This window comes from Streptomyces synnematoformans (genome assembly GCF_039531005.1).
GTDB classification, from domain to species: Bacteria; Actinomycetota; Actinomycetes; order Streptomycetales; family Streptomycetaceae; genus Streptomyces; species Streptomyces synnematoformans.
Genome location: NZ_BAAAPF010000038.1, coordinates 1 through 21,271, shown reverse-complemented (window position 1 = coordinate 21,271; position 21,271 = coordinate 1). Strand labels below are relative to the sequence as shown.

Genomic DNA, 21,271 nt, shown 5'->3' with positions numbered 1-21,271 from the left:
GCGGAATCGTCGGTGATTCGGTAGGTAGGGACGTCCGGGGGCCCTCCGCCGTTCCCCGATCGCCCCGCGTTGTGGCCGCCGCGGGCGAGAGGGCAGGATAGCCTGCATGACGCATGCCATGGCGCAGGGCTCCGACATGTCCGTCTCCGTCGCCGCGCTGCGGGCGGTGCTGCGCTGGACCCCCGGGGCCGGGGTGCCGGACGTCGACGCCTGCGTCATCCTCCTCGACGACAAGGGCCGGGTGCGCTCCGACGCCGACTTCGTCTTCTACAACCAGCCCCGGCACCCCTCGGGGCTCGCCCGCAAGCTGCCGAAGAAGCGGCAGGGCGAAGGGCTGACGGACTCCGTCGAGGCGCAGCTGACCCACCAGGACCCGTCGGTGGACCGGATGGTGCTGGTGGCGGCCGCGGACGGCGGGACCTTCGCGCGGGTACGCAACCTCCGGGTGGAGCTGCACGACGCGGCGGCGCCCGGCGGCGGCGACTCGGCGTCCGGGGAGCCGTTCGCGTACGTGGACATGCAGCCGGACGGCGGCGCGGCGGCGGCGCTGGTCTGCGGCGAGCTGCGCCGGGCCGGCGGCGGCTGGCAGTTCCGGGCGGTCTCGAAGGGGTACGCCACGGGGCTGGTCGGCGTGGCCGGCGAGTTCGGGATCTCGGTGGACGAGACGGACACCGGGCACCACCCGACGCCGGAGCCCGCGAACGACCCGGCCTCCGGCGGGCAGCCCGCCCCCGGCGGACAGGGCGGGCAGGCCGCGCAGTCGGGGCAGGCCGCGCAGTCGGGGCAGGGCGGGCAGGCGGGACAGGACCCACAGGGCGGGCAGAACCTCCAGAGCGGCCCGAGCGGGCAGCCGCAGCCGGCGCCCCCCATCGCGTACGGCTACCCGCCGGCGTTCACGCTTCCGCCCCAGGGCCCCCAGTTCATCGGCCGCTGACCCGGCCCGGCGCCCGCCCGGGCCGCACGGACGTCCCCCGGCCGCCGCGCGCCCGCGGCCTCACGTCTTCGTCTTGAACCCCCGGCCCCACACCAGCCCCCACCCGTAGAGCCGGTCCAACTCCGACTGGAACCCGTACACATACCGAACCTCGCGGCGCACCGTCAGCTCGCCCTTCTTGTTCTCAAGCAGCAGCACCGCGCACGACCGCGCCTCCGGCGCCCGCTCGTCGAGCGCGATCTCCACCCGCGGCCCGTTGGCGGGGTAGAGCGTGACGACGGCCTGGGTGCGGTCGAAGGCGGGCGTGCCGTCGTAGATGTAGACGAAGACCAGCAGCCGCCGGAAGGCGTCCTTGTGGTCGAGGTTGACGTAGACGGTCTCGCCGGAGCCCGAGCCGAAGCGGTCGTCGCCGCTGAGCTTGATGTACGGGGGGTCGTTGATGTCGCCGTAGAAGTTGCCGAGCGGCTGCACCACGCCCTTGGTGCCGTCCTCCAGCTCGTACATGCACGCCAGGTCGAGGTCGACGTTGACCACCGCCGGCCCCTGGGCCTGCACCACCTCGGGCCGGAAGAGCTTCGCGGGGTGCAGCAGCGACCGGCCGTCCCGGCGGGGCCGGCCGCCGATGTCGGAGGTGCGCATCCGCCAGGAGAGGTTGACGCGCAGGTTGCCGGTGTCGGATCCCTGTTTGCTCAGCGAGATCAACGGCCTGCGCTTGGTGAGCTGCACCGAGTACGACGCGCCCGCGCTGTCGAACTGCGGTACCCCCTCCCGCCGCCAGTTGCCCCAGAACGACACCTCGCACCCCCACCTGGACGGAGAAGAAACCCCTCGGGGCACGGTCAGGGCGACCGGCCCCGGGGGGAATCCTTCCGCATCGGGATCCGCGCGGAACCTACACGCGGGAGGGAAGCTCCTTTTCGGCCACTTCGTCGTCCCCGTCTCCGCCCTCCGCGGCGACGCGCCGGTTCCGGCGGAGCGAGGAGTAGAAGGAGAAGCCGATGAGGGCGACGCCGATGCAGCCGGTGATGACCTCGTGGATGTGCCACTTGATGGTGATCAGCAGGATGGTGGCCAGGGCGCCGATCGCGTAGTGCGCACCGTGCTCCAGGTACACGTAGTCGTCGAGGGTGCCCTGCCGGACGAGGTAGACCGTCAGCGACCGGACGTACATGGCGCCGATGCCCAGGCCCAGCGCCATCCAGAAGATGTGGTTGGTGATGGCGAAGGCGCCGATGACGCCGTCGAAGGAGAACGACGCGTCCAGCACCTCCAGGTAGAGGAACATGAAGAACGCGGCCTTGCCGGCGAGTCCGACGGCGGACGGCTGCTGGCCGGAGCGCTTCGCCGCCTCCTCTTCCTCCTGCTCGCGTTCCTCCTCCTCTTCCAGCTTGTCCTCGAAGTGCCCGGACAGGCCGCCGACGATGAGGTACGTGATGAGGCCGGCGATGCCCGCCGACATCACTGTGCCCGATTTATCCACATGCGCTCCGCCGTGCTGGATGGCGCTGGTGGCGATGGTCATCGCGGTGGTCAGCAGCACGATCAGGGCGATGCACACGGAGATCGCGTCGATCCGGCCGAAGCGCGAGAGCGGCTTCTCGATGAACGGGATCCACTTGTGCTCCCGCTCGGCGAAGATGAACTCCAGGAAGATCATCAGCAGGAACATCCCGCCGAACGCGGCGATCGAGGGATGCGCGTCGGTGACGAGCTGTTCGTACTGGTCGGGGTCGTCCAGGGCCAGTTCGACGGCTTCGATCGGCCCGACCCTGGCGGTGATGGCGACGATCACGACCGGGAAGACGAGGCGCATGCCGAAGACGGCGATGAGGATGCCGATGGTGAGGAAGATCTTCTGCCAGAAGGCGTTCATCTTCTTCAGCACGCCGGCGTTGACGACGGCGTTGTCGAAGGAGAGCGAGATCTCCAGGATGGACAGGATCGCCACCAGGACGAACGCCTCCCACCCCCAGAAGATCAGGGCACAGGCAAGGCCTGCGGCGGTCACCGCGAAAGACCAGCCGAAGGTTTTCAGCACCACTGGTAGTCGTCCATTCTCATCGTGTGTCGGTCCGTCTCCGCGGCGCGGCACGGGCTTCCGTCACCGTACCCGCACGGCTCCCCCCGGATCCGGCACGTACGCCGTGCCCCCCATCTTCCAGGGTGGTGTCAAGTCCGCACACTTCCAGGGTGCGGAAGCCTCGGGGGCCGCGCGGCTGCCGGATGGTGCGGGAACCGGGCCGCCGGCGGCCCGGCGGCGGGGCCGGGAGGCCGTCGGTCACCGGTGGTCAGGCGGGGGTGAGGGCCTTCAGCGCCGTCACGTACTCGTCGAGGTCGCGGGCGTCCGGCAGGTCGTTGACGACCGTCCAGCGCACCGTGCCCCCGCTGTCGATGACGAACGTGCCGCGGACCGCGCAGCCCTTCTCCTCGTCGAAGACGCCGTAGGCGCGCGCGGTGGCGCCGTGCGGCCAGAAGTCGCTGAGCAGCGGGTAGCCGAAGCCCTCCCGGTCGGCGAAGACGCGCAGGGCGAACGGTGTGTCACAGGAGACGGCGAGCAGCTGGACCTCGTCGTTGACGAAGTCGGGCAGCCGGTCGCGCAGCGCGCACAGCTCGCCCGTGCACACGCCGGTGAAGGCGTACGGGAAGAACAGCAGGACGACCGCCTTCCGGCCCCGGTAGTCCGAGAGCCGCACGGTCTCGCCGTGCTCGTTGCGCAGCGCGAAGTCCGGGGCGGCGGCGCCGGGCGCCAGCCCCTCGATCCCGTCCAGTGCCATGTCGTGACCTCCGGTCCTGCGAGCGTGTGCCGGGTCACGAGCCTACGAGCGGGGCACGGATACCCCGCGCCGGGGGCCCCGCGCCGGGATCCCGTCGCGTCGGCCGGGACCCCGGCACGGTGTCAGCGCTTGGTCGAGCGGGCCGCCTTCGGGGTCACCAGCCGGGTGCCGCTCCAGTCCTTGCCCGCGTTGATGCTCTTGGTCTGGGCCAGACCCGCGGTCTGGGCCGCCTCGCCGATGTCGCTGGGCTCGACGTAACCGTCGCGGCCGGTCTTGGGCGTCATGAGCCAGACCGGGGCGCCTTCGTCGATCATCGTGGTGGCGTCCACCAGCGCATCCGTCAGATCGCCGTCGTCCTCGCGGAACCAGAGCACGACGGCGTCCGCGACGTCGTCGTAGTCCTCGTCGACGAGGTTCTGCCCGGTGATCGATTCGATGGCCTCGCGAAGCTCCTGATCGGCGTCGTCGTCGTAACCGATCTCCTGGACCACCTCTCCGGCCTGGAAACCCAGCCTGGTGGCGGGGTTGGTCCGCTCCTCCGCGTGGTCCGCGGTCGCGCTCACGGATTGCCTCCTGCTCGTGTACCTGTGTCTTCGTGTCTTCGGCGTTCTCGGGGTTCTCCGAAACCAGCATCACACCCGCGCGCACGCGAGGCGATGGGCGTAGTCCACACGTGCCGGGCGAATCGCGCAAGTACCCGGCGGTCGATCCCGCCCTATGGAGGCACCCCCGGACGAGGGGGCGCGGGCGCCCGGCTCGCCTGCGGGTACGCTGGCGATCAGTCCGTTCGGCCCGTCCGCGGCCGTCCCGGTGGCACGAATACAGGGTTACCAAACAGTAGAGATGACGTAGCCGCAACCGCGGTAGACGATGGGAATCAGCGCGATGTCTCATCTCTGAGCAGTCCGATACCGATACATACAGCGAAGGAACAGCGTGGCTTCCGGATCCGATCGCAACCCGATCATCATTGGCGGCCTTCCCAGCCAGGTCCCGGATTTCGATCCCGAGGAGACCCAGGAGTGGCTCGACTCGCTCGACGGCGCCGTCGACGAGCGGGGCCGGGAACGAGCCCGCTACCTCATGCTCCGCCTCATCGAACGGGCGCGCGAGAGGCGCGTGGCCGTTCCCGAGATGCGCAGCACGGACTACGTCAACACCATCGCGACCAAGGACGAGCCGTTCTTCCCCGGCAACGAGGAGATCGAGCGGAAGATTCTCAACGCGACCCGCTGGAACGCGGCCGTCATGGTCTCCCGGGCGCAGCGGCCCGGGATCGGCGTCGGCGGGCACATCGCCACCTTCGCCTCGTCCGCGTCGCTCTACGACGTGGGCTTCAACCACTTCTTCCGCGGCAAGGACGACGGTGGCGGCGGGGACCAGGTTTTCTTCCAGGGACACGCCTCGCCCGGCATCTACGCCCGCGCCTTCCTGCTCGACCGGCTCAGCGAGGCGCAGCTCGACGGCTTCCGGCAGGAGCACTCCAAGGCGCCGCACGGCCTGTCGAGCTACCCGCACCCGCGGAACATGCCGGACTTCTGGGAGTTCCCGACGGTCTCCATGGGCCTCGGCCCGCTGGGCGCCATCCACCAGGCCCGCATCAACCGGTACATGCACGCCCGCGGCATCGCCGACACGTCGGACTCGCACGTGTGGGCGTTCCTCGGCGACGGCGAGATGGATGAGCCGGAGTCGCTGGGCCAGCTGTCCCTGCCCGCCCGCGAGGGGCTGGACAACCTCACGTTCGTCGTGAACTGCAACCTGCAGCGGCTCGACGGCCCGGTGCGCGGCAACGGCAAGGTCATCCAGGAGCTGGAGTCGTACTTCCGCGGCGCCGGCTGGAACGTGATCAAGCTGGTCTGGGACCGCACCTGGGACCCGCTGCTGGCGCAGGACCGCGACGGTGCGCTGGTCAACAAGCTGAACACGACGCCGGACGGCCAGTTCCAGACGTACGCCACCGAGTCCGGCGCGTACATCCGCGAGCACTTCTTCGGCGACGACCTGCGGCTGCGCAAGATGGTCGAGGACATGACCGACGACCAGCTGCTCCACCTCGGCCGCGGCGGCCACGACCACCGCAAGGTCTACGCCGCGTTCAAGGCCGCCGTGGAGCACAGGGGCCAGCCGACGGTCATCCTCGCCCAGACGATCAAGGGCTGGACGCTCGGCCCGAACTTCGAGGGCCGCAACGCGACGCACCAGATGAAGAAGCTCACGGTCGAGGACCTGAAGCGGTTCCGCGACCGGCTGCACCTCCCCATCCCGGACAAGGACCTGGAGGACGGCCTCCCGCCGTACTACCACCCGGGCCGGGACTCGGAGGAGATCCAGTACATGCACGACAAGCGCCAGGGGCTCGGCGGGTACGTACCCACGCGCGTGGTGCGCGCGCAGCCGCTGAAGCTGCCGGAGGAGAAGGCCTACGCGGCCGTCAAGAAGGGCTCCGGCTCCCAGGAGATCGCCACCACGATGGCGTTCGTCCGGCTGCTGAAGGACCTCATGCGGGACAAGGAGATCGGCAAGCGGTTCGTGCCGATGGCGCCCGACGAGTACCGCACCTTCGGCATGGACTCCTTCTTCCCGAGCGCCAAGATCTACAACCCGCTCGGCCAGACGTACGAGTCCGTGGACCGCGAGCTGCTCCTCGCCTACAAGGAGTCGCCCACCGGCCAGCTCCTGCACGACGGCATCACCGAGGCCGGCTGCACGGCCGCGCTGACCGCCGCCGGCTCCGCCTACGCCACCCACGGCGAGCCGCTGATCCCGGTCTACGTCTTCTACTCGATGTTCGGCTTCCAGCGCACCGGCGATCAGTTCTGGGCCATGGCCGACCAGCTCGCCCGCGGCTTCGTCATCGGCGCCACCGCCGGCCGCACGACGCTGACCGGCGAGGGCCTGCAGCACGCCGACGGCCACTCGCAGCTGCTGGCGTCGACGAACCCGGCGGCCGTGGCGTACGACCCGGCGTTCGGCTTCGAGATCGCCCACATCGTGCAGGACGGCCTGCGGCGGATGTACGGCTCCTCGCCCGAGCACCCGCACGGCGAGGACGTCTTCTACTACCTGACGGTCTACAACGAGCCGATCGTCCACCCGGCCGAGCCGGCGGACGTCGACGCCGAGGGCATCGTCAAGGGCATCCACAAGCTCTCCCCCGCCACCGCCGGGCGGATCCCGGCGCAGGTCATGGCCTCCGGCGTGGCCGTGCCGTGGGCGCTGGAAGCCCAGCGGATCCTGGCCGAGGAGTGGGACGTACGCGCCGACGTGTGGTCCGCCACCTCCTGGAACGAGCTGCGCCGCGAGGCCGTCGAGACCGAGCGGCACAACCTGCTGCACCCGGAGGAGGAGCAGCGCGTGCCGTGGGTGACGCGGAAGCTCTCCGGCTCCGAGGGGCCGTTCGTGGCCGTGTCGGACTGGATGCGGTCCGTACCCGACCAGATCGCGCGGTGGGTGCCGGGCACGTACCAGTCGCTGGGCGCGGACGGCTTCGGCTTCGCCGACACCCGCGGCGGGGCGCGGCGCTTCTTCCACATCGACGCGCAGTCGATCGTGGTGGGGGTGCTGACCGAGCTGGCGAAGGAGGGCAAGGTGGACCGCTCGGCGCTCAAGCAGGCCATCGACCGGTACCAGCTGCTCGACGTCGCCGCCGCCGACCCGGGCGCGGCGGGCGGCGACGCCTGACACCTCCCGCGGGGGCGGCGGGTGCCTGACGGCACGGCGCGGCCCCGTTCACGCGGGAAACGTGCACCGGCCGGTCCCGTACGGGCGTACGGGACCGGCCGGAGGCGTTCCCGGCCGGGTATGCGGCGCGGCGGGCGGGACGCGTCCGGCGGCGGGGCGCAGCCGCACCGCTTCGCACCGCCGTGACCGCGGGTGCCCCGTCTCCGTAGCATCGGGCCATGCCCAGTAAGCCGGACAGCACCACCGAACACGCACCCACCAGCCCTTCCGTCGAGGCCGCCCCCGCGGCGAAGGCACCCCCGCCGCCGCGGCTGGCACGGTGGGAGCAGCACACGCGACGGCCGCTGCTGGGACTCGCGCTGGTCTTCGCCGTCGCGTACGCCGTGCCGGTCATCGACCCAGGCATCCCGGACGCGCTGCACACGGCGTGCCGGACCGCCACGTGGGTCGTGTGGGCCGTCTTCGCCGCGGACTACGCCGTGCGGCTGCGGCTGGCCGAGGACCGCTGGCGGTTCGTACGCACCCATGTGCTCGACCTCTGCGCGGTGCTGCTGCCCCTCGTCCGGCCGCTGCGGCTGCTCCAGCTCGTCTCGGCGCTGCTGCTCACCGGCCGGCTCGCGACGGCCGCCGCCCAGGTCCGGCTCACGACGTACGTGGCGGGCTCGGTCCTGGTGCTGTGGTTGTTCGGCGCGCTCGCGGTGCTGGAGGTGGAGCGCGGGCAGCCCGACGCCAACATCCAGACGCTCGGCGACGCCGTCTGGTGGGCGTTCACGACGATGACCACGGTCGGGTACGGGGACCTGGCACCGACGACGGGCCTGGGGCGGACGCTGGCGATCGGGCTGATGGTCTCCGGCATCGCGCTGCTGGGTCTGGTCACGGCGAACATCGCGGCGTGGTTCATCTCACAGGTGCAGCGGGAGACCGCGCACGAGGAGGAGCAGGCGGAGGCGCTGCGGGAGCTGACGCGGGAGGTGGCGTCGCTGCGGGCGGAGGTCGCGACCCTGCGGCGGGCGGAGGCGGGCACGGGGACGGCGCCGCCCGCCGGCGGGGCGGTGCCGGGGCCGGCGGCGGCCCGGGACTGAGGGCGGGGGCGCGGCCTCACGACGACGCCGCTCCCCCGCCCCCGCGCTACTCCCGTCCCGCGGACGTGAAGCTGAGGTCCCGGTACCGCGGCCCCGCGACCTGCCCGGCCAGCGGCTCCAGCAGCGCCCACTCCGCCTCGGTCAGCTCGATCTCCGTCGCCGCGGCGTTCTCCTCCACCCGCGACGGCTTCCGCGTACCCGGGATCGGCACCACCGCCATGCCCCGCCGCTCCGCCTGCCCGTGCACCCACGCGAGCGCGATCTGCGCCGATGTGGCGCCGTGCGCCTCGGCGATCTGCCGCAGCGGCGCGAGCAGCCCGGCGTTCTTCTCCGCGTTGTCACCGCTGAACCGCGGCATGGTGCGGCGGAAGTCGTCGGCGGAGAGTTCGGCCTCGGCGTTGACGAACGCGCCGGTGAGGAAGCCGCGGCCCAGCGGCGAGTACGGCACGAAGGTGACGCCCAGCTCCTTGGCCGCGGGCACCGCCGTCCGCTCCACGTCCCGGCTGAAGACCGACCACTCCGACTGCAGCGCCGCGATCGGGTGCACCGCGTGCGCGGCGCGCAGCTCCTCGCCGGTGACCTCGCTCAGCCCGAGCTGCCGCACCTTGCCCTCCTGGACCAGCTCGGCCATGTAGCCGACGGCGTCCTCCAGCGGCACGCGCAGGTCGCGGCGGTGCATGTAGTACAGGTCGATGGTCTCCACGCCGAGCCGGCGCAGGCTGCCCTCGATGCACGAGCGCAGGTACGGGCGGTCGTTGCGGATCACGCGCTTCTCCGGCTCCCGCGGGTCGACGGAGATCGAGAACTTGGACGCGAGGGTGACGGCGTCCCGGTTGGCGCGGATGAAGGGAGCGATGAACCTCTCGTTCTCGCCGTCGCCGTACATGTCGGCGGTGTCGTACAGGGTGACGCCGAGTTCGAGCGCGCGGTCCAGGGTGGCGCGGGCGGCGTCCGCGTCCGTGGGCCCGTACGCGAAGCTCATGCCCATGCAGCCGAGGCCCTGGACGCCGACCCGGGGGCCGTCGCCGCCGAGCGGGACCGTGGTGATGGGGCTGTTCAAGGAGTGCATCTGGAGGCTGCTCCCTCGTAGAAATCGATCTTGAAGTCGAGGACGGCGAGCGTCGACTGCAGATCGGCGATCTGCTGCCTGACCACCTCGCGGTGTTCGCGGAACAGCTGGATCCGGGCGGTGAAGGTGTCGTCCCCGGCCCGGACCAGCTCGGCGTAGCGGACCATGTCCGCCACCGGCATGCCGGTGAGCCGCAGCTTGCCTATGAGGTCCAGCCAGTCCAGGTCGGCGTCCGTGTAGAGGCGCTGGCCGGTGTGCGAGCGGTGGACGTCGTTGAGCAGCCCGATGCGCTCGTACCAGCGCAGCGTGTGCGCGCTCAGCCCGGTGTACGAGGCGACCTCGCTGATGGAGTAGTGATCTTGGCCCGCGGGCCGTACCCGGGCCGCTGTGGTCAGGCTCATTGCCGGCTCCCCACTCTCGACGCGCTCGACGCTACTGACTTGGAGTGCACTCCAAGCAACAACATATGCCCGCGTTAGGCTCGCCGCATGGACAGCCTGCATGTGATCGACTCCTGGCCCGTCGACACCGCGGCGGCGGCGGTCGTACGCGCCGACGGCTCGCTCGCCGGGTCCCACGGCCCGACAGACCACCGCTTCCCCCTGGCCTCGGTGACAAAGCCGCTGGTCGCGTACGCCGCGCTGGTGGCCGTCGAGGAGGGCGCGATCGAGCTGGACGAGCCGGCGGGCCCCGAGGGCTCGACCGTACGCCACCTGCTGGCCCACACCTCCGGGCTCGGCTTCGACGAGCACCGCGTGATGGCGGCGCCGGGCACCCGCAGGCTGTACTCGAACGCGGGCTTCGAGGTCCTCGGCGACCACCTCACGAAGGCCACCGACATACCGCTGGCGGCGTACGTACGGGACGCGGTCTTCACGCCGCTGGGCATGACGGCGACGACGCTGGACGGCTCCCCGGCGAAGGACGCCACGTCGACGGCCGCGGACCTGGCGCGGTTCGCGGGCGAGCTGCTGGTGCCCCGGCTGCTCGCGGACGAGACGCACGCGGAGGCGACGTCGGTGGCGTGGGCCGGGCTGAAGGGGGTGCTGCCGGGCTACGGGCACATGAACCCGAACGACTGGGGCCTGGGCTTCGAGATCCGCGACGGCAAGGCGCCGCACTGGACGGGCGCGTCCTCGTCCCCGCGGACGTACGGGCACTTCGGCCAGTCCGGCACGTTCCTGTGGGTGGACCCGGAGGCGGCGACGGCGGCGGGCAGCGGGGCGGCGTGCGTGGCGCTGGCCGACAAGGCGTTCGGGGACTGGGCGACGCAGGTGTGGCCGCCGTTCACGGACGGGGTGCTGGCGGAGCTGGCGGCGGGCGCGTGACCCCTGTCACCGGTCGGCGCTAGGCTGGCGACCACTGACGGGTGAGGGGGAAGAGATGCTCTTCGGATTCGGCAACGCGTTAGAGAAGTTGGTCATGGCCGCGGGGGTGGTCGTCGCGGCGGTCGCCGTGGTGAAGCTCGCCGAGGAGACGGACCCGGCGGAGGCGGGCGCGGCAGGGGACGACGCGCCCGAGGACGCCCGGCCGGCGGGGGCCTGAGCGACGCCGTACGCGCCTACGTCCCGGGCCCGCGCCCGGGATGTACACCGTCCAGCTCGAACCACACGGTCTTCCCGATCCCGTTCCGCCGCGGGTAGGCCCCCCACCGCGACGCCAGCGCCGCGACCAGAGCGAGCCCCCTGCCCGACTCGTCGTCGGGCCCGGCCCGCCGCGGGGCAGGCGGCGCACAGTCCCCGGCGTCGGAGACCTCGACGCGCAGCCCCTTGTCCCCCAGCACGCAGCGGGCGGCGATATGCCGGTCCCGCGGGGCGCGGGCGTGCAGGCAGGCGTTGGTCAGCAGTTCGCTGACGAGGAGCACGGCGGTGTCGGCGGCGTCGGGCGGCAGGCCCCACGTGTGTGCCTGGGCGGCGAGAAGAGCACGGCCGCGGGCGGGGCTGCGGCGGCTGGTGGGGAGCCGCCAGACGATGTCGGGTGGGAGGGTGGTGGGATGTTTGAGGTTCACCTCTCACAGAGTGGCCCGCACTCGCTACTGTGAGTAGGGACACAGGGGGTCTCTGGACCTCCGTACCCCTCAACGGCGAGGTGAACGCGGTGACGACGGATGAGAACTCCCAGCCGCCGATGCAGTGGCGGTACTGCGGCAACCAGATGAAGCGGTGGCGGCAGCGGGCGGGTGTCAGCCGGGAGGAGTTGGCGGATGAGGCGGGGTACGCCTTCGACTCCGTGAAGATGATGGAGCAGGGCCGCCGCCGTCCGACGCCGCGGGCGTTGCAGGTGGCGGATGCCATGTGCGATGCGCAGGGGTTGCTGATGGCGGCGCTGGGGTACCTGCAGCCGGAGAAGTTCGCGTCGTACTCGCATGAGTTCATGGCGTACGAGACAGAGGCGGTGTCGCTGATCTCGTACGAACCAAGGTACATTCCGGGCCTGTTGCAGACGGAGGAGTACGTCAGGGCGGTGCTGGCCTCGCACCAGCCCCCGCTCGACGAGGAGACGCTGGAGCAGCGGGTCGTGGCAAGGCTGGAGCGACAGAAGCTCCTCGCGATCCATAGCCGCTCGTTCAGCTACATCATCGAGGAGGCGGCGCTGCGTTGCCGCTTCGGCGGCGAAGAAGCGTACAAGCGGCAGCTGCGCCACCTCCTGAAGGTCGCCGAGCAGCGCAACATCACCCTGCAGGTAATGCCCACCGATCGCGGCCTCCACCCGGGTTTCCTGGGCCCGTTCGTCATCGTGGAGACACCCGAGCACGAACATCTCGTCTACGAGGAAGGCCAGACGACCGGAGTCCTCTACGCTGATCCTGAGAAGGTCAGCACCGTGATGCGTCGCCATGACATGATCGCCCGCGAGGCCCTGAGCCCACGGGACTCCCTACGGTTCATCACGCGGCTCCTGGAGGAGCGATGAAGGACACGCTCGACTGGTTCAAGTCCAGCTACAGCAACAGCGAAGGCGGCAACTGCGTCGAAGTCGCCGTCGCCTGGCGCAAGTCCACCCACAGCGACAGCGAAGGCGGCAACTGCGTCGAGGTGGCCCCCGTTCCCGGCGCCGTCCACGTCCGCGACTCCAAGGACCCCGACGGCCCCCACCTCTGCTTCACCTCCGAAGCCTGGACCGCCTTCCTCACCCACGCCGCCACCGCCCCCGACGCCTGACCTCGGGGCTGGCTGGAGAAGACGCATGACGAATGCGAGCACCGGCAAAGTGGTCGTAAACAGGGTGATGTCCCTTGATGGGTACATCGCCGGTCCCGGCCACACGATGGACTGGATCTTCGAGCACATGACGTCGGCGACGTTCCCGGAGGTCATGGCGGCGACGGGCGCCATGCTCATCGGCAGGGGCACGTACGAGGTCGGCAAGGGTATGTCCGACGAGAACCCCGACTACGACGGCGGGGCGCAGTTCGTCCTCACCCACCGCCCGCCGGACGAGCCGGACCCCCACGTCACCTTCCTCACCTGCGACGTCGAGGAGGCCGTGGCCACGGCGCGCCGCGCCGCCGGTGACAAGAACCTGGAGATCCTCGGCGCCGACGTGGCCGCGCAGTGCCTGCGGCGCGGCCTCGTCGACGAGATCCTGGTGTACGTGCTGCCGGTGCTGCTCGGCGACGGCGTCCGCTTCGCGCCGCCGGGCCTCGACCGGATCGACCTGGAACCGTTCAGCAACGTCCAGTCGGGCGGGGTCACCATGCTGCGCTTCCACGTGCGCAAGGAGGCACGGTCGCAACAAGGCGACGTGTGAGACGTGGTCACCGAGTACGCAAGCAACACGGTCGGGGCGGGCCTCTGTCGTCAGGGGCAAGCTGTCCCGGCGTGGGAGTGCGCACCTGCGGCGGCGGTGACCGCCGTGCAGCAGCACGTCGGCGCTGTCGCCGCTCGGCTGGCTAACGGCGCAACCATCGGCGCAGGCGGCGCCTGCCTGGACGGCGGGACGGCCGCGTCCGGGCCGCGCTCGTGCCCGCTGGGGCGCGGCCGGTCCACCGTGGGTTGTCGGAGACGACCGGCGTCTGACGGTCGGCCTGAACGCGGACCTCAACGTGGGACTCGTGAGAGGTGATGCGCATGGCCTCCTCGTAGGAGGCCAGCGCGCCGCGTAGAGCGGACCCGGCCAGTCCGCGGCGGAGCACCAGGCGCTTCAGCCAGGTGAAGAGCCCCATCACCGCGCCCAGGCAGCCGGACACCACCAGGTAGGGGACGACTTCACTCATGTGTCGCCGCCTCCCCCCTCCGCGCCCATGGCCTTGACCCGCCCTATCCGAAGCATCGACCGACCTCACCACAGTAACGTACCGTTTCTGGAAACGCGCTGTTACTGAACGGGGTTGGGTCAGGTGGGCAGGTTGACACGGGCCGAGCAGCAGCAGGTCACCCACGAACGGCTGCTGGCGGCGGGCCGCTCGGTGCTCCAGCGCCGCGGGTTCCTGGCGGCGACGGTCGACGAGATCGCCGAGGAGGCCGGCTACACGCGCGGCGCCGTGTACAAGCACTTCGGGGGCAAGGAGGGCTTGTGGCAGGCCGTCGTCGATGCCCACACCGATGCGCACCTGCAACTGCTCGGCGAAACCCTGGACCGGGTGTCCAGTCGGCAGGAGCTGATCGCCGCACTGGTCCCGAGCGCCTTCACGGACGACCAGGACGCGGCGAGGTGGAGCACCGCCGCCATGGAGTTCATGGCGGCGGTGACGCGTCACCCCGAGGCCGCGGCCGTCTCGGTGGCTGCTCAGCGCCGCCATGAGGAGCAGATCGTCACCTTGCTGGAAGGCGCTTGCCGCCGCCTGCACATCCAGCCGGCCATGCCGCTGGAGCAGGTTGTCGTGGCGCTGGGCGCGCTGGGCGGCAGCCTCGGCCTGCGGGCGGCGGTCGACCCCGCCACCGATGTGGCGGCCGTCGCCGCCGGCGTCATGACGGTCATGTTTCCCGAGCCGATGGAGTGAGTCCCTCCTCGGCCGGTCGGCCGGGGTCGGGCGCCGGTGGCGGCTGGGGTGTGCGTTGTCGAGACGAACTCGCGGTAGCCCGCCCACAAAACTAGGCCAAATCGCCCACGCGGGCCGACTTTTGTGCATCGGCGCACATCCAGCAAGCTTCCGGGCCTACCCGGTACGGGCCTGGCCCCCGCCAAACGGGCACGTCGGCGACCCGGGCGGTCCGGGCGACGGCGGGGGGGGACGCCAGCCGGCGGGCATCTGCATGCACCTCGGCTCCAGGGCGCCCCGCTCCCCCCTCCCCCCAGGGGGTGAGTCACCGCCACTTGAAGACGAGAGCGCAGTCGTAGTCGAAGTTGCTCGCGACACCGCCATTTGCGAAGAAGACGAAGGTGTGCATGAGCCACGATTTGCCGTCCGTGCCGGTGAGCGGTCTCCAGGTACACCGTGACCAAACTGGGGGACGCGGTACCACCGGCCGGCGCCTCTCCTGCCGGCAGAACTCCGGGATGGCTCACCGGAGGTATCCGAAGCCCGGGGACACCAGCCGGTGTGTACCGGAAAGGGCCCGCCGGGCGGCGCCGGCGGGCCATGCCCCGTGTGTGGCGAGGACGAGCCCCCGCTGGATCAGTCCCTCAGGAGGATCACCACTGAGGGCGGACACGGGGTCCTTCTCGTGCAATCAGCAATTGGCAGACCTCGAATGGGAGGAGATGCGATTGTTCATCGACTGGCCGAGGCCGGACCCGGATCCGCGGTTGAACACCTCACGGCCCAGCGAGAGGTTGTCGTAGTGGGTATTGCTCTGCATGCAACGCCAGGCACCCCCGTAGCCCAGGCCGTCGTACAGCTTCACGTCATAGGTCATCTGGTTGTCCACCTGGGTGGCCCGGTTGTGCATGTTGCGAGGGTTCGCGCCGCCGTCCCTGCAGGTGCGCCAGTTGTTGTCGCTACCGCTCCACTTGCAGTAGTCGCCCTGCCCGTTGGCCCTGTCGGCGGCATAGAGGTGACCATCGCCGTACGGGACGACGATCTGGTCGGTGCCCGTGGCGGCGGAAGACCGGACCGCCTCGTCGGCATGAGCTGCCAGCGGGACAGCCGCGCCGATCAGCCCTGCCGCAGCCGCACCGGCTAGGAGAATGCGGAAGTTGGCCATGATGAACTCCTTCTGTGAGGTGATGGTCGTGTCACCGGGCCGGTGATACCGGGATCTCCGGTGACGGAGAGGAACTCGTGAGCTGCCGGACAGCAGCTCGCGCTCGGGGGAGCGCTTCGCGCTCCAGCCGAAGCTTGAGGTTCGTGTGGGTCGGGTACTCGGCGGCAACCGCTTTAGCGTGGTGGCGATCCAGACGCCGGGCCGTGTCCGCCAGTCCGCTTTGTCCGGCGCACTTCGCCTCCGCGACGGCGAGCACCTTCTGCGCGTTCGTGTCCTTACGCAGAGGCGCCTTCTGCAGCGCCGTGCGTATGTCGGCCGGAGAGTTGTAGTCATGACCTGAGCGGTGCATGCACCGGGCCCACGGCCGGGTGGCTGTGGTGAATGTGCCGTCGTCGACGACTCGTTCCTGCTTCAGGCCCTCAAGGTCGCTGGCCGCGCTGTCTACTTGAAACCAGTCCTGCAGGTTGCGGTACAGGAACCGCTGCGCTTCCATGACGCAGCCGTCGTCGCTGCGGCGCAGGACCCCTCCCCTGGGCATCTTCGCCGTCAGCCGTTGTGCACCGCTGCCGCCGTACGTCTGGAACCACTGCTGTCGGCGCTCGGGCGAAAGCGCTGCGGTGTGCACGCTATTGGGATGGGCCGACAGTTTTTCATCCAGGCGGCGACGCACATCGAATCCATAGCCGTGTTTCCGAGCCCAGTTCACATCGTCGACCACGTAGGGAAATTCCCGGTACTCGGGAACCGGATTGCGACTCACGGGCCGGTAGTAGAATCCGTGATGCTCCATACACTTGCCGATCAGCAACTGTTCCGCGTCGTAGAGCACGTTGGTCTCCACGGCAGTGATCTCATGGGCTGCGGGCGCCGCAGACGACTGGTCACGTTCTGCCAGCGACACGGCAAGCAACGCACCCAGCACCAGAGCAACGCCCGCAACCCCTAGCGCACCGCGCTTCATCCCGGCCCCCTCGGCTCCACTGGAAAGACCCGTTACGCCCTCGCCAGCCGTGTGGTTCGCCTCCGCATCCGGCAGGACTTGAGCTTCGTCGGCCGGAAGGTTGTCTGGCAGACCGTGTCGACCGCATCAGACAATTCCGTGAACGAACGCCCGCGCCGGATCCGTGTATGCCACCTTGCCGGTGACACATGAGACCTGACCAGGCCCTTTCATCCAGTACGAAATGTCCAGGCCGGTGCCGGGAAGTGAGCGCTCCGCTTACGCGGCGCCCTTGTTCTCTCCATGCCGGCCCGCATCCGGACCACCCCGAATGGGACTGCGCGGTATGGGTGGACGTCCTCACCCAGCCCACGACGCCGGGCGCGGCGGAGTTCTACCGCGAACTGGAGCGGCTCTGCCTGCGCACCTTCGACGGCCGATACGCGACCACGCGGGTGGAGTGGTCCAAGGGCTGGGGCTACACCGACACGGCGGCCTGAGCCGACCGGGAGGTCATCGGCACGGCCGTAACCGCCTCGTACGGCGGCAGTGGCGTCCCGCCGCGTGGTGTAGCCGTTCCAGCGAGCGGAGCACCCACGCCGCGAGGCTGATCGACTTCTCCTGCAGGCCGCTCGGGGCGAGCAGGCCAAGACCGGTGAGGACCGCCGCGCCGCCGCAGGCGGGTGTGTGCCCGCTGCCCTCGGAGCGGGCGCGCTTGGGCATCATCGGCTACACCACCGCAAGGGACACGACCACGGCGACGGCGAGTGGGCGCGGGGCGTGCGGATCCTGGACCGGCTCGACCCGCACCGCGTCTTCAGCAACACCTTCCTGGACAACCTGCTCCGCGCCTGACCCCCGATCACCTTCGGGGGCATGCCCTCCTCTTGCTGCCCTCCCCCGCCGTGGAGCCCACCCGCCGTGCGGCTTGCGCCGGCGGGTGACCGGAGGCGCGCTTCGCGGCCGGAGGATTGTCTGCTTGTCCATGTCGACCACGTCAGACAATTCGGTGGCCACTTAACATGAGTCGCAGGGATCCGGGGCGGCGCAAACAGCCAGGATCTTTCATCCTGCTCGAAAAGCCCAGGTTGTTGATGGGAAGAGAGCGCTCCGCTCACGCGTTGCCAGCGTTCTCCCGATGTCGATGACCGGCGAGTTCATGGTTTTTTCAACCCCCGTACGCGCCCGGTGTGCCGCACTGGACAGCGGACGCCCCGGCGCCTCGGGGGGAGGGAATGGGGGGATCATGCTGCGCATTCACTTCACCGACGCCGACTTACTCAAGACGCGGGTGGCGGCGACGCCGGATCCGCTGTGGGAGGTCGCCATCAGCCTGCACCGGCTGCAGACCCGCCGCGGGCGGTGGGCCCACGCCCATTGGCACCGCACAGTCCGAACCCGTTTATGCGCCACCGGCACGGAGCGCAGCCTGCGCGGCCTGCTGCTGCCGCTGGTGCCCCGCGCCGCCTACTTCCCCGACTTCCTCACCCCGCCGGAGGCGGGCGAAGGACTCGCCGCCGGTCTGGAAGCCGTCCTCGCGACGCCGGCACAGCGGGTCCGGCACGAGGTCGGCCGGCTCGCACCCACCGGTACACACCTCCGTCGACTGGCGCGGCTGAGCGAGCCGGAGGCGCGCAGAGACCTGGTACGTGCCCTGCGGGCCTACCATGACACGGCCATCGCTCCGCAGCACGACCGCATCCAGGCCCGCATCGACGCCGAGCGCGCGGCCCGCGCCCGGGCCATGCTCCACTCCGGGATCGAGGGCGTCCTGGCCTCGCTGGGGCCGTGCCTGAGCTGGCGGAGCCCCGTGCTGCACGCCGTCTACCCCGAGGACCGCGACCTGCATCTGAACGGCCGCGGCCTGCTGCTGGTCCCGTCGTACTTCAACATGGGCAACCCGGTGGCCCTCGGTGACGCCACCCTGGCGCCGGTGCTGACCTACTCGCTCCACCACGAGCCCGCCCCCGCCGCCCTCCCGGCAGACCTCCGCGGCAGCGGGACGCCCCTGGCCAGGCTGCTGGGCCAGACCCGCGCCACGGTGCTGCGGCTGAGCGCGGGCGGCGCCACCAACGGCGAACTGGCCCGCGCCATCGGCATCTCCGCCTCCTCCGTCAGCCACCACACCACCACCCTGTGCGAGTCGGGCCTGATCCTCAGCCAGCGCCACGGCGCGTCCGTACTGCACACCCTCACCCCCCTGGGCGCCGCCACGCTCCGCGCCAACCCCGAGTGAGGTGGGCGTTGTCGGGACGAACCCGCGGCAGCCCGCCCACGAAACCGGGCCAAATCACCCAGGCAGCCCGACTTTTGCGCATCGACACCCACTCACCCGGTCCCGGGGACGACGGGCTGCCCAGGGCCTCCTACGTGAACGCCGTGGTGACGAACTCGCAGTAACACCGGCCGCAAACCGGGCATACCGATCCTTCGGGCCGACTTTTGCGCATCGGGCCAGCCGCCGGACCTGCCGCGGTGCCCGCCCGGCGCCGCCGCCCGCCTCCGGGCACAGCCGCGACCGGGGCAGCCCCGGGCCCGGCGGCCGGCACCCGTCGCCCGGTGCGTCGGCGGTCGGAGTGGGCGGTCCCGGCTCCGGCCCCGTAACCCGGTGCGTCGGCTGCCGGGGTGGGCCGGGTCCGGTGCCCGACCCCCCGTCGGCCGGGTGCGTCGGCGGTCGGGCCGGGGCCCCGTCGGCCGGGTACGTCGGCGATCCGGCCGGGGTGGCCCGGCTCCGCTCCCGTTGCCCGGGTGTATCGGCGATCGGGGCGGGCCCGCTCCTGGTGCTCCGCCCCCGTCGCGGGGGTCTGCTTTCGTAGTTTCGTTCCTCGGGTGCCCGCTCCCCCCGGGCCACCTCATAGCTGCCGGTCTGTCCACGGGCCGGAGTCCGGGGTCAAGGGTGGGGCGAAGCCCCATCGCGTAGCGACGTCCCCGGAGCGAAGCGGAGGGGGCGCCCTTGACGCCGGACGGAGGGCCGCACACTGAAGCGATGGGGTGGCCCGGGGGGTGCCCCCACGACACCGGGCACACCGACACCGGGAACCCCCGCACCCGACCCGGCCCCGCGGAGCGCCGCCGCCCCGGCGCCGTAGCCCTCCGCACCCGGCCCACGCAACGCACGACCGCCACGCCGACGCCGTACCCCCGACCCGGCCCACCCCACGACTGGCCACCGCCCCGCCCCCGTACCCCCGCACCCGCCCCGTGCTCCCGCCCGCTGGCCCGCCCCGGCGCCGTACCCTGCACGGTGCCCGCCACCGTGACGAACACAGAACTGTCAGAGGGGCGGCCTACCCTAGGGCGGGAGTGCGGGGATGCAGGGATGCGCGGGCGTAGGACGCGCAGACGCAAGAACACGCAGACGCAGGACGCACAGACACAGAGACGCGGTCGTGGTTCCACGCGGCACACCAGGTGCCCCGCCCGTGCCGATGCCCGGGTGGCAACATCAGGTCCACCCACGGTCCACCGGCGCGATCAGCAGACCGTTCCGGGGCGTTCTGAGGCCGGCTGTCAGTCGGCCATCGCGTAGAGCGTGGACTTCTTCGTGCGGCTGTCCGTGGCCGTGAAGTAGACCGCCTTGTTCGTGGCCGTCGGGGGCGAGAGGAACCGGCCGGCGGTTCTGAACACCCACGCCTCCTCGGACACGGTGATCGCCCGCAGGGTGCCGTCCTCGTGGCCGAGGAAGACCGTGGCGAACCCCACGACCGGATCGACCCTGACCTCGCCGGCCAGCGGGGAGGAGGTCTGCGTGCCGTTCGGGGTGTAGACGTCGTACAAGGTGTCGGTGTGGTTGTGGAAGTAGAGCGACGTGCCCGACAGGGCCAGTCCGCTGACTTGTCCCCGCACCCGGGAATCCCAGCGCCGCGCGCCGGTCGCGACGTCCACCGCGTGTACCACCCCGTTGGTCGTGCTGCCGACGTAGACGGTGTCGTCGTCCAGGGCGGGAGCGGAGTGCAGAGAGCCGCCCGCGACGTAGTCCCAGCGTTCGCGCCCCCCGGTGTCGAAGGCGTGCAGTCTGCCGTTGGCTGCGCCGACGTAGACCGTGCCGTCACCGACGACCGGCGCGCCGGGTGCGCGGTCGCGGGGGGCGGCGTACTCGGCGGTCCAGCGTCGCCTGCCGCTCTTCGCGTCGACAGCGTGGATCAGGTTCCCGGTGCCGGCGACGTAGACCGTGCCGTCACCGAACGCCGGGTCCGAGGGGAGCACCTTGCTGCCGAGGGGATACGTCCAGCGGGTGCTGCCGTCGGAGGTGTCGAGGGCGTGGAGCGTGCCGCCGGCGTCGGTGACGTAGGCCGTGCGCGCTTTGTCGTCCACCACGGCCCGGGTGCGGACATGCTTGCCGACCGAGACGGACCAGCGTGCCTTGCCGTTGATCGGGTCGATCGCGTACACCTTCTGGTCGCCGCCGACGTAGAGCGTCCCTTCGGCATACGACGCGACCGGGCCGAGTGAGGGCTTCGACGTGTCCCACAGCAGGGTGCCGGGCTCGGCCTCGTCGGCCGGGTCTTCGCGCTTGCCGTCCTTCGTGGTGTCATCGTCGCCCAACGCGCGCCAGGCGGTGAACCCGAGCGCCATGGCGCCCAGCGTGCCGAGCGTGGCCAGGGCCTCCCGGCGGCTGCGCGCCTCCTTGGGGGGCGGTGCGGGTTCGGGCAGCGGGTTGTCGGGCTGGTGGACGACGTGCGGGCCGGCCGGAGCCGGG

At 71.0% G+C, this 21,271-nt stretch carries 23 protein-coding genes; 12 read left to right on the top strand and 11 right to left on the bottom strand.

The genetic code is table 11. The features are described 5' to 3' along the window. The first annotated feature begins 106 nt into the window (after window positions 1-106). Window positions 107-934 (top strand): TerD family protein, encoded by an 828-nt coding sequence (locus ABD317_RS09605; protein WP_344289377.1) that lies wholly within the window; start codon window positions 107-109, stop codon window positions 932-934. Between the two features lie 60 nt (window positions 935-994). On the opposite strand, the gene ABD317_RS09600 is transcribed toward ABD317_RS09605, so the two are convergent. The 4 genes from ABD317_RS09600 to ABD317_RS09585 all read right to left on the bottom strand — a co-directional run bounded on the left by ABD317_RS09600 (window position 995) and on the right by ABD317_RS09585 (window position 4,271). Continuing rightward, complete coding sequence (locus tag ABD317_RS09600; RefSeq protein WP_344289376.1) at window positions 995-1,729, bottom strand: TerD family protein; 735 nt, start codon at window positions 1,727-1,729, stop codon at window positions 995-997. A gap of 97 nt (window positions 1,730-1,826) precedes the next feature. Beyond that, window positions 1,827-2,975 carry a DUF475 domain-containing protein gene (locus ABD317_RS09595; protein WP_344289375.1) on the bottom strand — a complete coding sequence of 383 codons (1,149 nt, stop codon included), beginning with the start codon at window positions 2,973-2,975 and terminating at the stop codon, window positions 1,827-1,829. A 247-nt stretch (window positions 2,976-3,222) separates the two neighbouring features. Continuing rightward, window positions 3,223-3,708, bottom strand: a complete 486-nt coding sequence (locus ABD317_RS09590; protein ID WP_344289374.1) for a peroxiredoxin — start codon at window positions 3,706-3,708, stop codon at window positions 3,223-3,225. 122 nt (window positions 3,709-3,830) lie between these two features. After that, window positions 3,831-4,271, bottom strand: coding sequence for a DUF3052 domain-containing protein (locus ABD317_RS09585; RefSeq protein WP_344289373.1), 441 nt, complete (start codon window positions 4,269-4,271; stop codon window positions 3,831-3,833). A gap of 373 nt (window positions 4,272-4,644) precedes the next feature. Between ABD317_RS09585 and aceE the strand changes: the two genes are divergently transcribed. Next, complete coding sequence (gene aceE / locus ABD317_RS09580; protein ID WP_344289372.1) at window positions 4,645-7,392, top strand: pyruvate dehydrogenase (acetyl-transferring), homodimeric type; 2,748 nt, start codon at window positions 4,645-4,647, stop codon at window positions 7,390-7,392. Between the two features lie 218 nt (window positions 7,393-7,610). Then, window positions 7,611-8,477, top strand: a complete 867-nt coding sequence (locus ABD317_RS09575) for a potassium channel family protein (protein WP_344289371.1) — start codon at window positions 7,611-7,613, stop codon at window positions 8,475-8,477. Between the two features lie 46 nt (window positions 8,478-8,523). Here the strand turns inward: ABD317_RS09575 and ABD317_RS09570 are convergent, their stop codons facing one another. After that, window positions 8,524-9,546 carry an aldo/keto reductase gene (locus ABD317_RS09570; RefSeq protein WP_344289370.1) on the bottom strand — a complete coding sequence of 341 codons (1,023 nt, stop codon included), beginning with the start codon at window positions 9,544-9,546 and terminating at the stop codon, window positions 8,524-8,526. Then, window positions 9,534-9,947 carry a MerR family transcriptional regulator gene (locus ABD317_RS09565; RefSeq protein ID WP_344289369.1) on the bottom strand — a complete coding sequence of 138 codons (414 nt, stop codon included), beginning with the start codon at window positions 9,945-9,947 and terminating at the stop codon, window positions 9,534-9,536. The genes ABD317_RS09570 and ABD317_RS09565 overlap by 13 nt, the downstream gene beginning before the upstream one ends. Before the next feature lie 87 nt (window positions 9,948-10,034). Here ABD317_RS09565 and ABD317_RS09560 point away from each other — a divergent pair, with 87 nt between their 5' ends. Then, window positions 10,035-10,874 (top strand): serine hydrolase domain-containing protein, encoded by an 840-nt coding sequence (locus ABD317_RS09560; protein WP_344289367.1) that lies wholly within the window; start codon window positions 10,035-10,037, stop codon window positions 10,872-10,874. Window positions 10,875-10,929: 55 nt separating this feature from the next. Further along, entirely contained in the window at window positions 10,930-11,091 is a 162-nt protein-coding gene (locus ABD317_RS09555; RefSeq protein ID WP_344289366.1) for a hypothetical protein, read from the top strand. A 16-nt stretch (window positions 11,092-11,107) separates the two neighbouring features. On the opposite strand, the gene ABD317_RS09550 is transcribed toward ABD317_RS09555, so the two are convergent. Further along, window positions 11,108-11,554: an ATP-binding protein gene (locus ABD317_RS09550; RefSeq protein WP_344289365.1), complete on the bottom strand. Its 447-nt coding sequence runs from the start codon at window positions 11,552-11,554 to the stop codon at window positions 11,108-11,110. Window positions 11,555-11,643: 89 nt separating this feature from the next. Here ABD317_RS09550 and ABD317_RS09545 point away from each other — a divergent pair, with 89 nt between their 5' ends. The 3 genes from ABD317_RS09545 to ABD317_RS09535 are packed head-to-tail and all read left to right on the top strand — an operon-like array spanning window position 11,644 to window position 13,296. Beyond that, window positions 11,644-12,459, top strand: coding sequence for a helix-turn-helix domain-containing protein (locus tag ABD317_RS09545; protein ID WP_344289364.1), 816 nt, complete (start codon window positions 11,644-11,646; stop codon window positions 12,457-12,459). Further along, a complete protein-coding gene (locus tag ABD317_RS09540) occupies window positions 12,456-12,707 on the top strand; it encodes a DUF397 domain-containing protein (RefSeq protein WP_344289363.1) in 252 nt (83 codons plus the stop codon). The genes ABD317_RS09545 and ABD317_RS09540 overlap by 4 nt, the downstream gene beginning before the upstream one ends. A 25-nt stretch (window positions 12,708-12,732) precedes the next feature. After that, window positions 12,733-13,296, top strand: a complete 564-nt coding sequence (locus ABD317_RS09535; protein ID WP_344289362.1) for a dihydrofolate reductase family protein — start codon at window positions 12,733-12,735, stop codon at window positions 13,294-13,296. A gap of 142 nt (window positions 13,297-13,438) precedes the next feature. On the opposite strand, the gene ABD317_RS09530 is transcribed toward ABD317_RS09535, so the two are convergent. Next, entirely contained in the window at window positions 13,439-13,762 is a 324-nt protein-coding gene (locus ABD317_RS09530; RefSeq protein WP_344289361.1) for a hypothetical protein, read from the bottom strand. Between the two features lie 123 nt (window positions 13,763-13,885). Here ABD317_RS09530 and ABD317_RS09525 point away from each other — a divergent pair, with 123 nt between their 5' ends. After that, complete coding sequence (locus tag ABD317_RS09525; RefSeq protein ID WP_344289360.1) at window positions 13,886-14,488, top strand: TetR/AcrR family transcriptional regulator; 603 nt, start codon at window positions 13,886-13,888, stop codon at window positions 14,486-14,488. A 670-nt stretch (window positions 14,489-15,158) separates the two neighbouring features. Here the strand turns inward: ABD317_RS09525 and ABD317_RS09520 are convergent. Then, window positions 15,159-15,632, bottom strand: coding sequence for a peptidase inhibitor family I36 protein (locus ABD317_RS09520; protein ID WP_344289359.1), 474 nt, complete (start codon window positions 15,630-15,632; stop codon window positions 15,159-15,161). 31 nt (window positions 15,633-15,663) lie between these two features. Continuing rightward, window positions 15,664-16,593 carry a hypothetical protein gene (locus tag ABD317_RS09515; RefSeq protein WP_344289358.1) on the bottom strand — a complete coding sequence of 310 codons (930 nt, stop codon included), beginning with the start codon at window positions 16,591-16,593 and terminating at the stop codon, window positions 15,664-15,666. 329 nt (window positions 16,594-16,922) lie between these two features. Here ABD317_RS09515 and ABD317_RS09510 point away from each other — a divergent pair, with 329 nt between their 5' ends. The 3 genes from ABD317_RS09510 to ABD317_RS09500 all read left to right on the top strand — a co-directional run bounded on the left by ABD317_RS09510 (window position 16,923) and on the right by ABD317_RS09500 (window position 18,808). Beyond that, window positions 16,923-17,072 (top strand): cholesterol oxidase substrate-binding domain-containing protein, encoded by a 150-nt coding sequence (locus ABD317_RS09510; protein ID WP_344289357.1) that lies wholly within the window; start codon window positions 16,923-16,925, stop codon window positions 17,070-17,072. Window positions 17,073-17,259: 187 nt separating this feature from the next. Beyond that, window positions 17,260-17,427, top strand: a complete 168-nt coding sequence (locus ABD317_RS09505; protein ID WP_344289356.1) for a cholesterol oxidase substrate-binding domain-containing protein — start codon at window positions 17,260-17,262, stop codon at window positions 17,425-17,427. Between the two features lie 391 nt (window positions 17,428-17,818). Beyond that, window positions 17,819-18,808, top strand: a complete 990-nt coding sequence (locus ABD317_RS09500) for an ArsR/SmtB family transcription factor (protein WP_344289355.1) — start codon at window positions 17,819-17,821, stop codon at window positions 18,806-18,808. 1,274 nt (window positions 18,809-20,082) lie between these two features. On the opposite strand, the gene ABD317_RS09495 is transcribed toward ABD317_RS09500, so the two are convergent. Then, on the bottom strand, window positions 20,083-21,271 hold a 1,189-nt coding region (locus tag ABD317_RS09495; protein ID WP_344289354.1), incomplete at its 5' end, for an outer membrane protein assembly factor BamB family protein.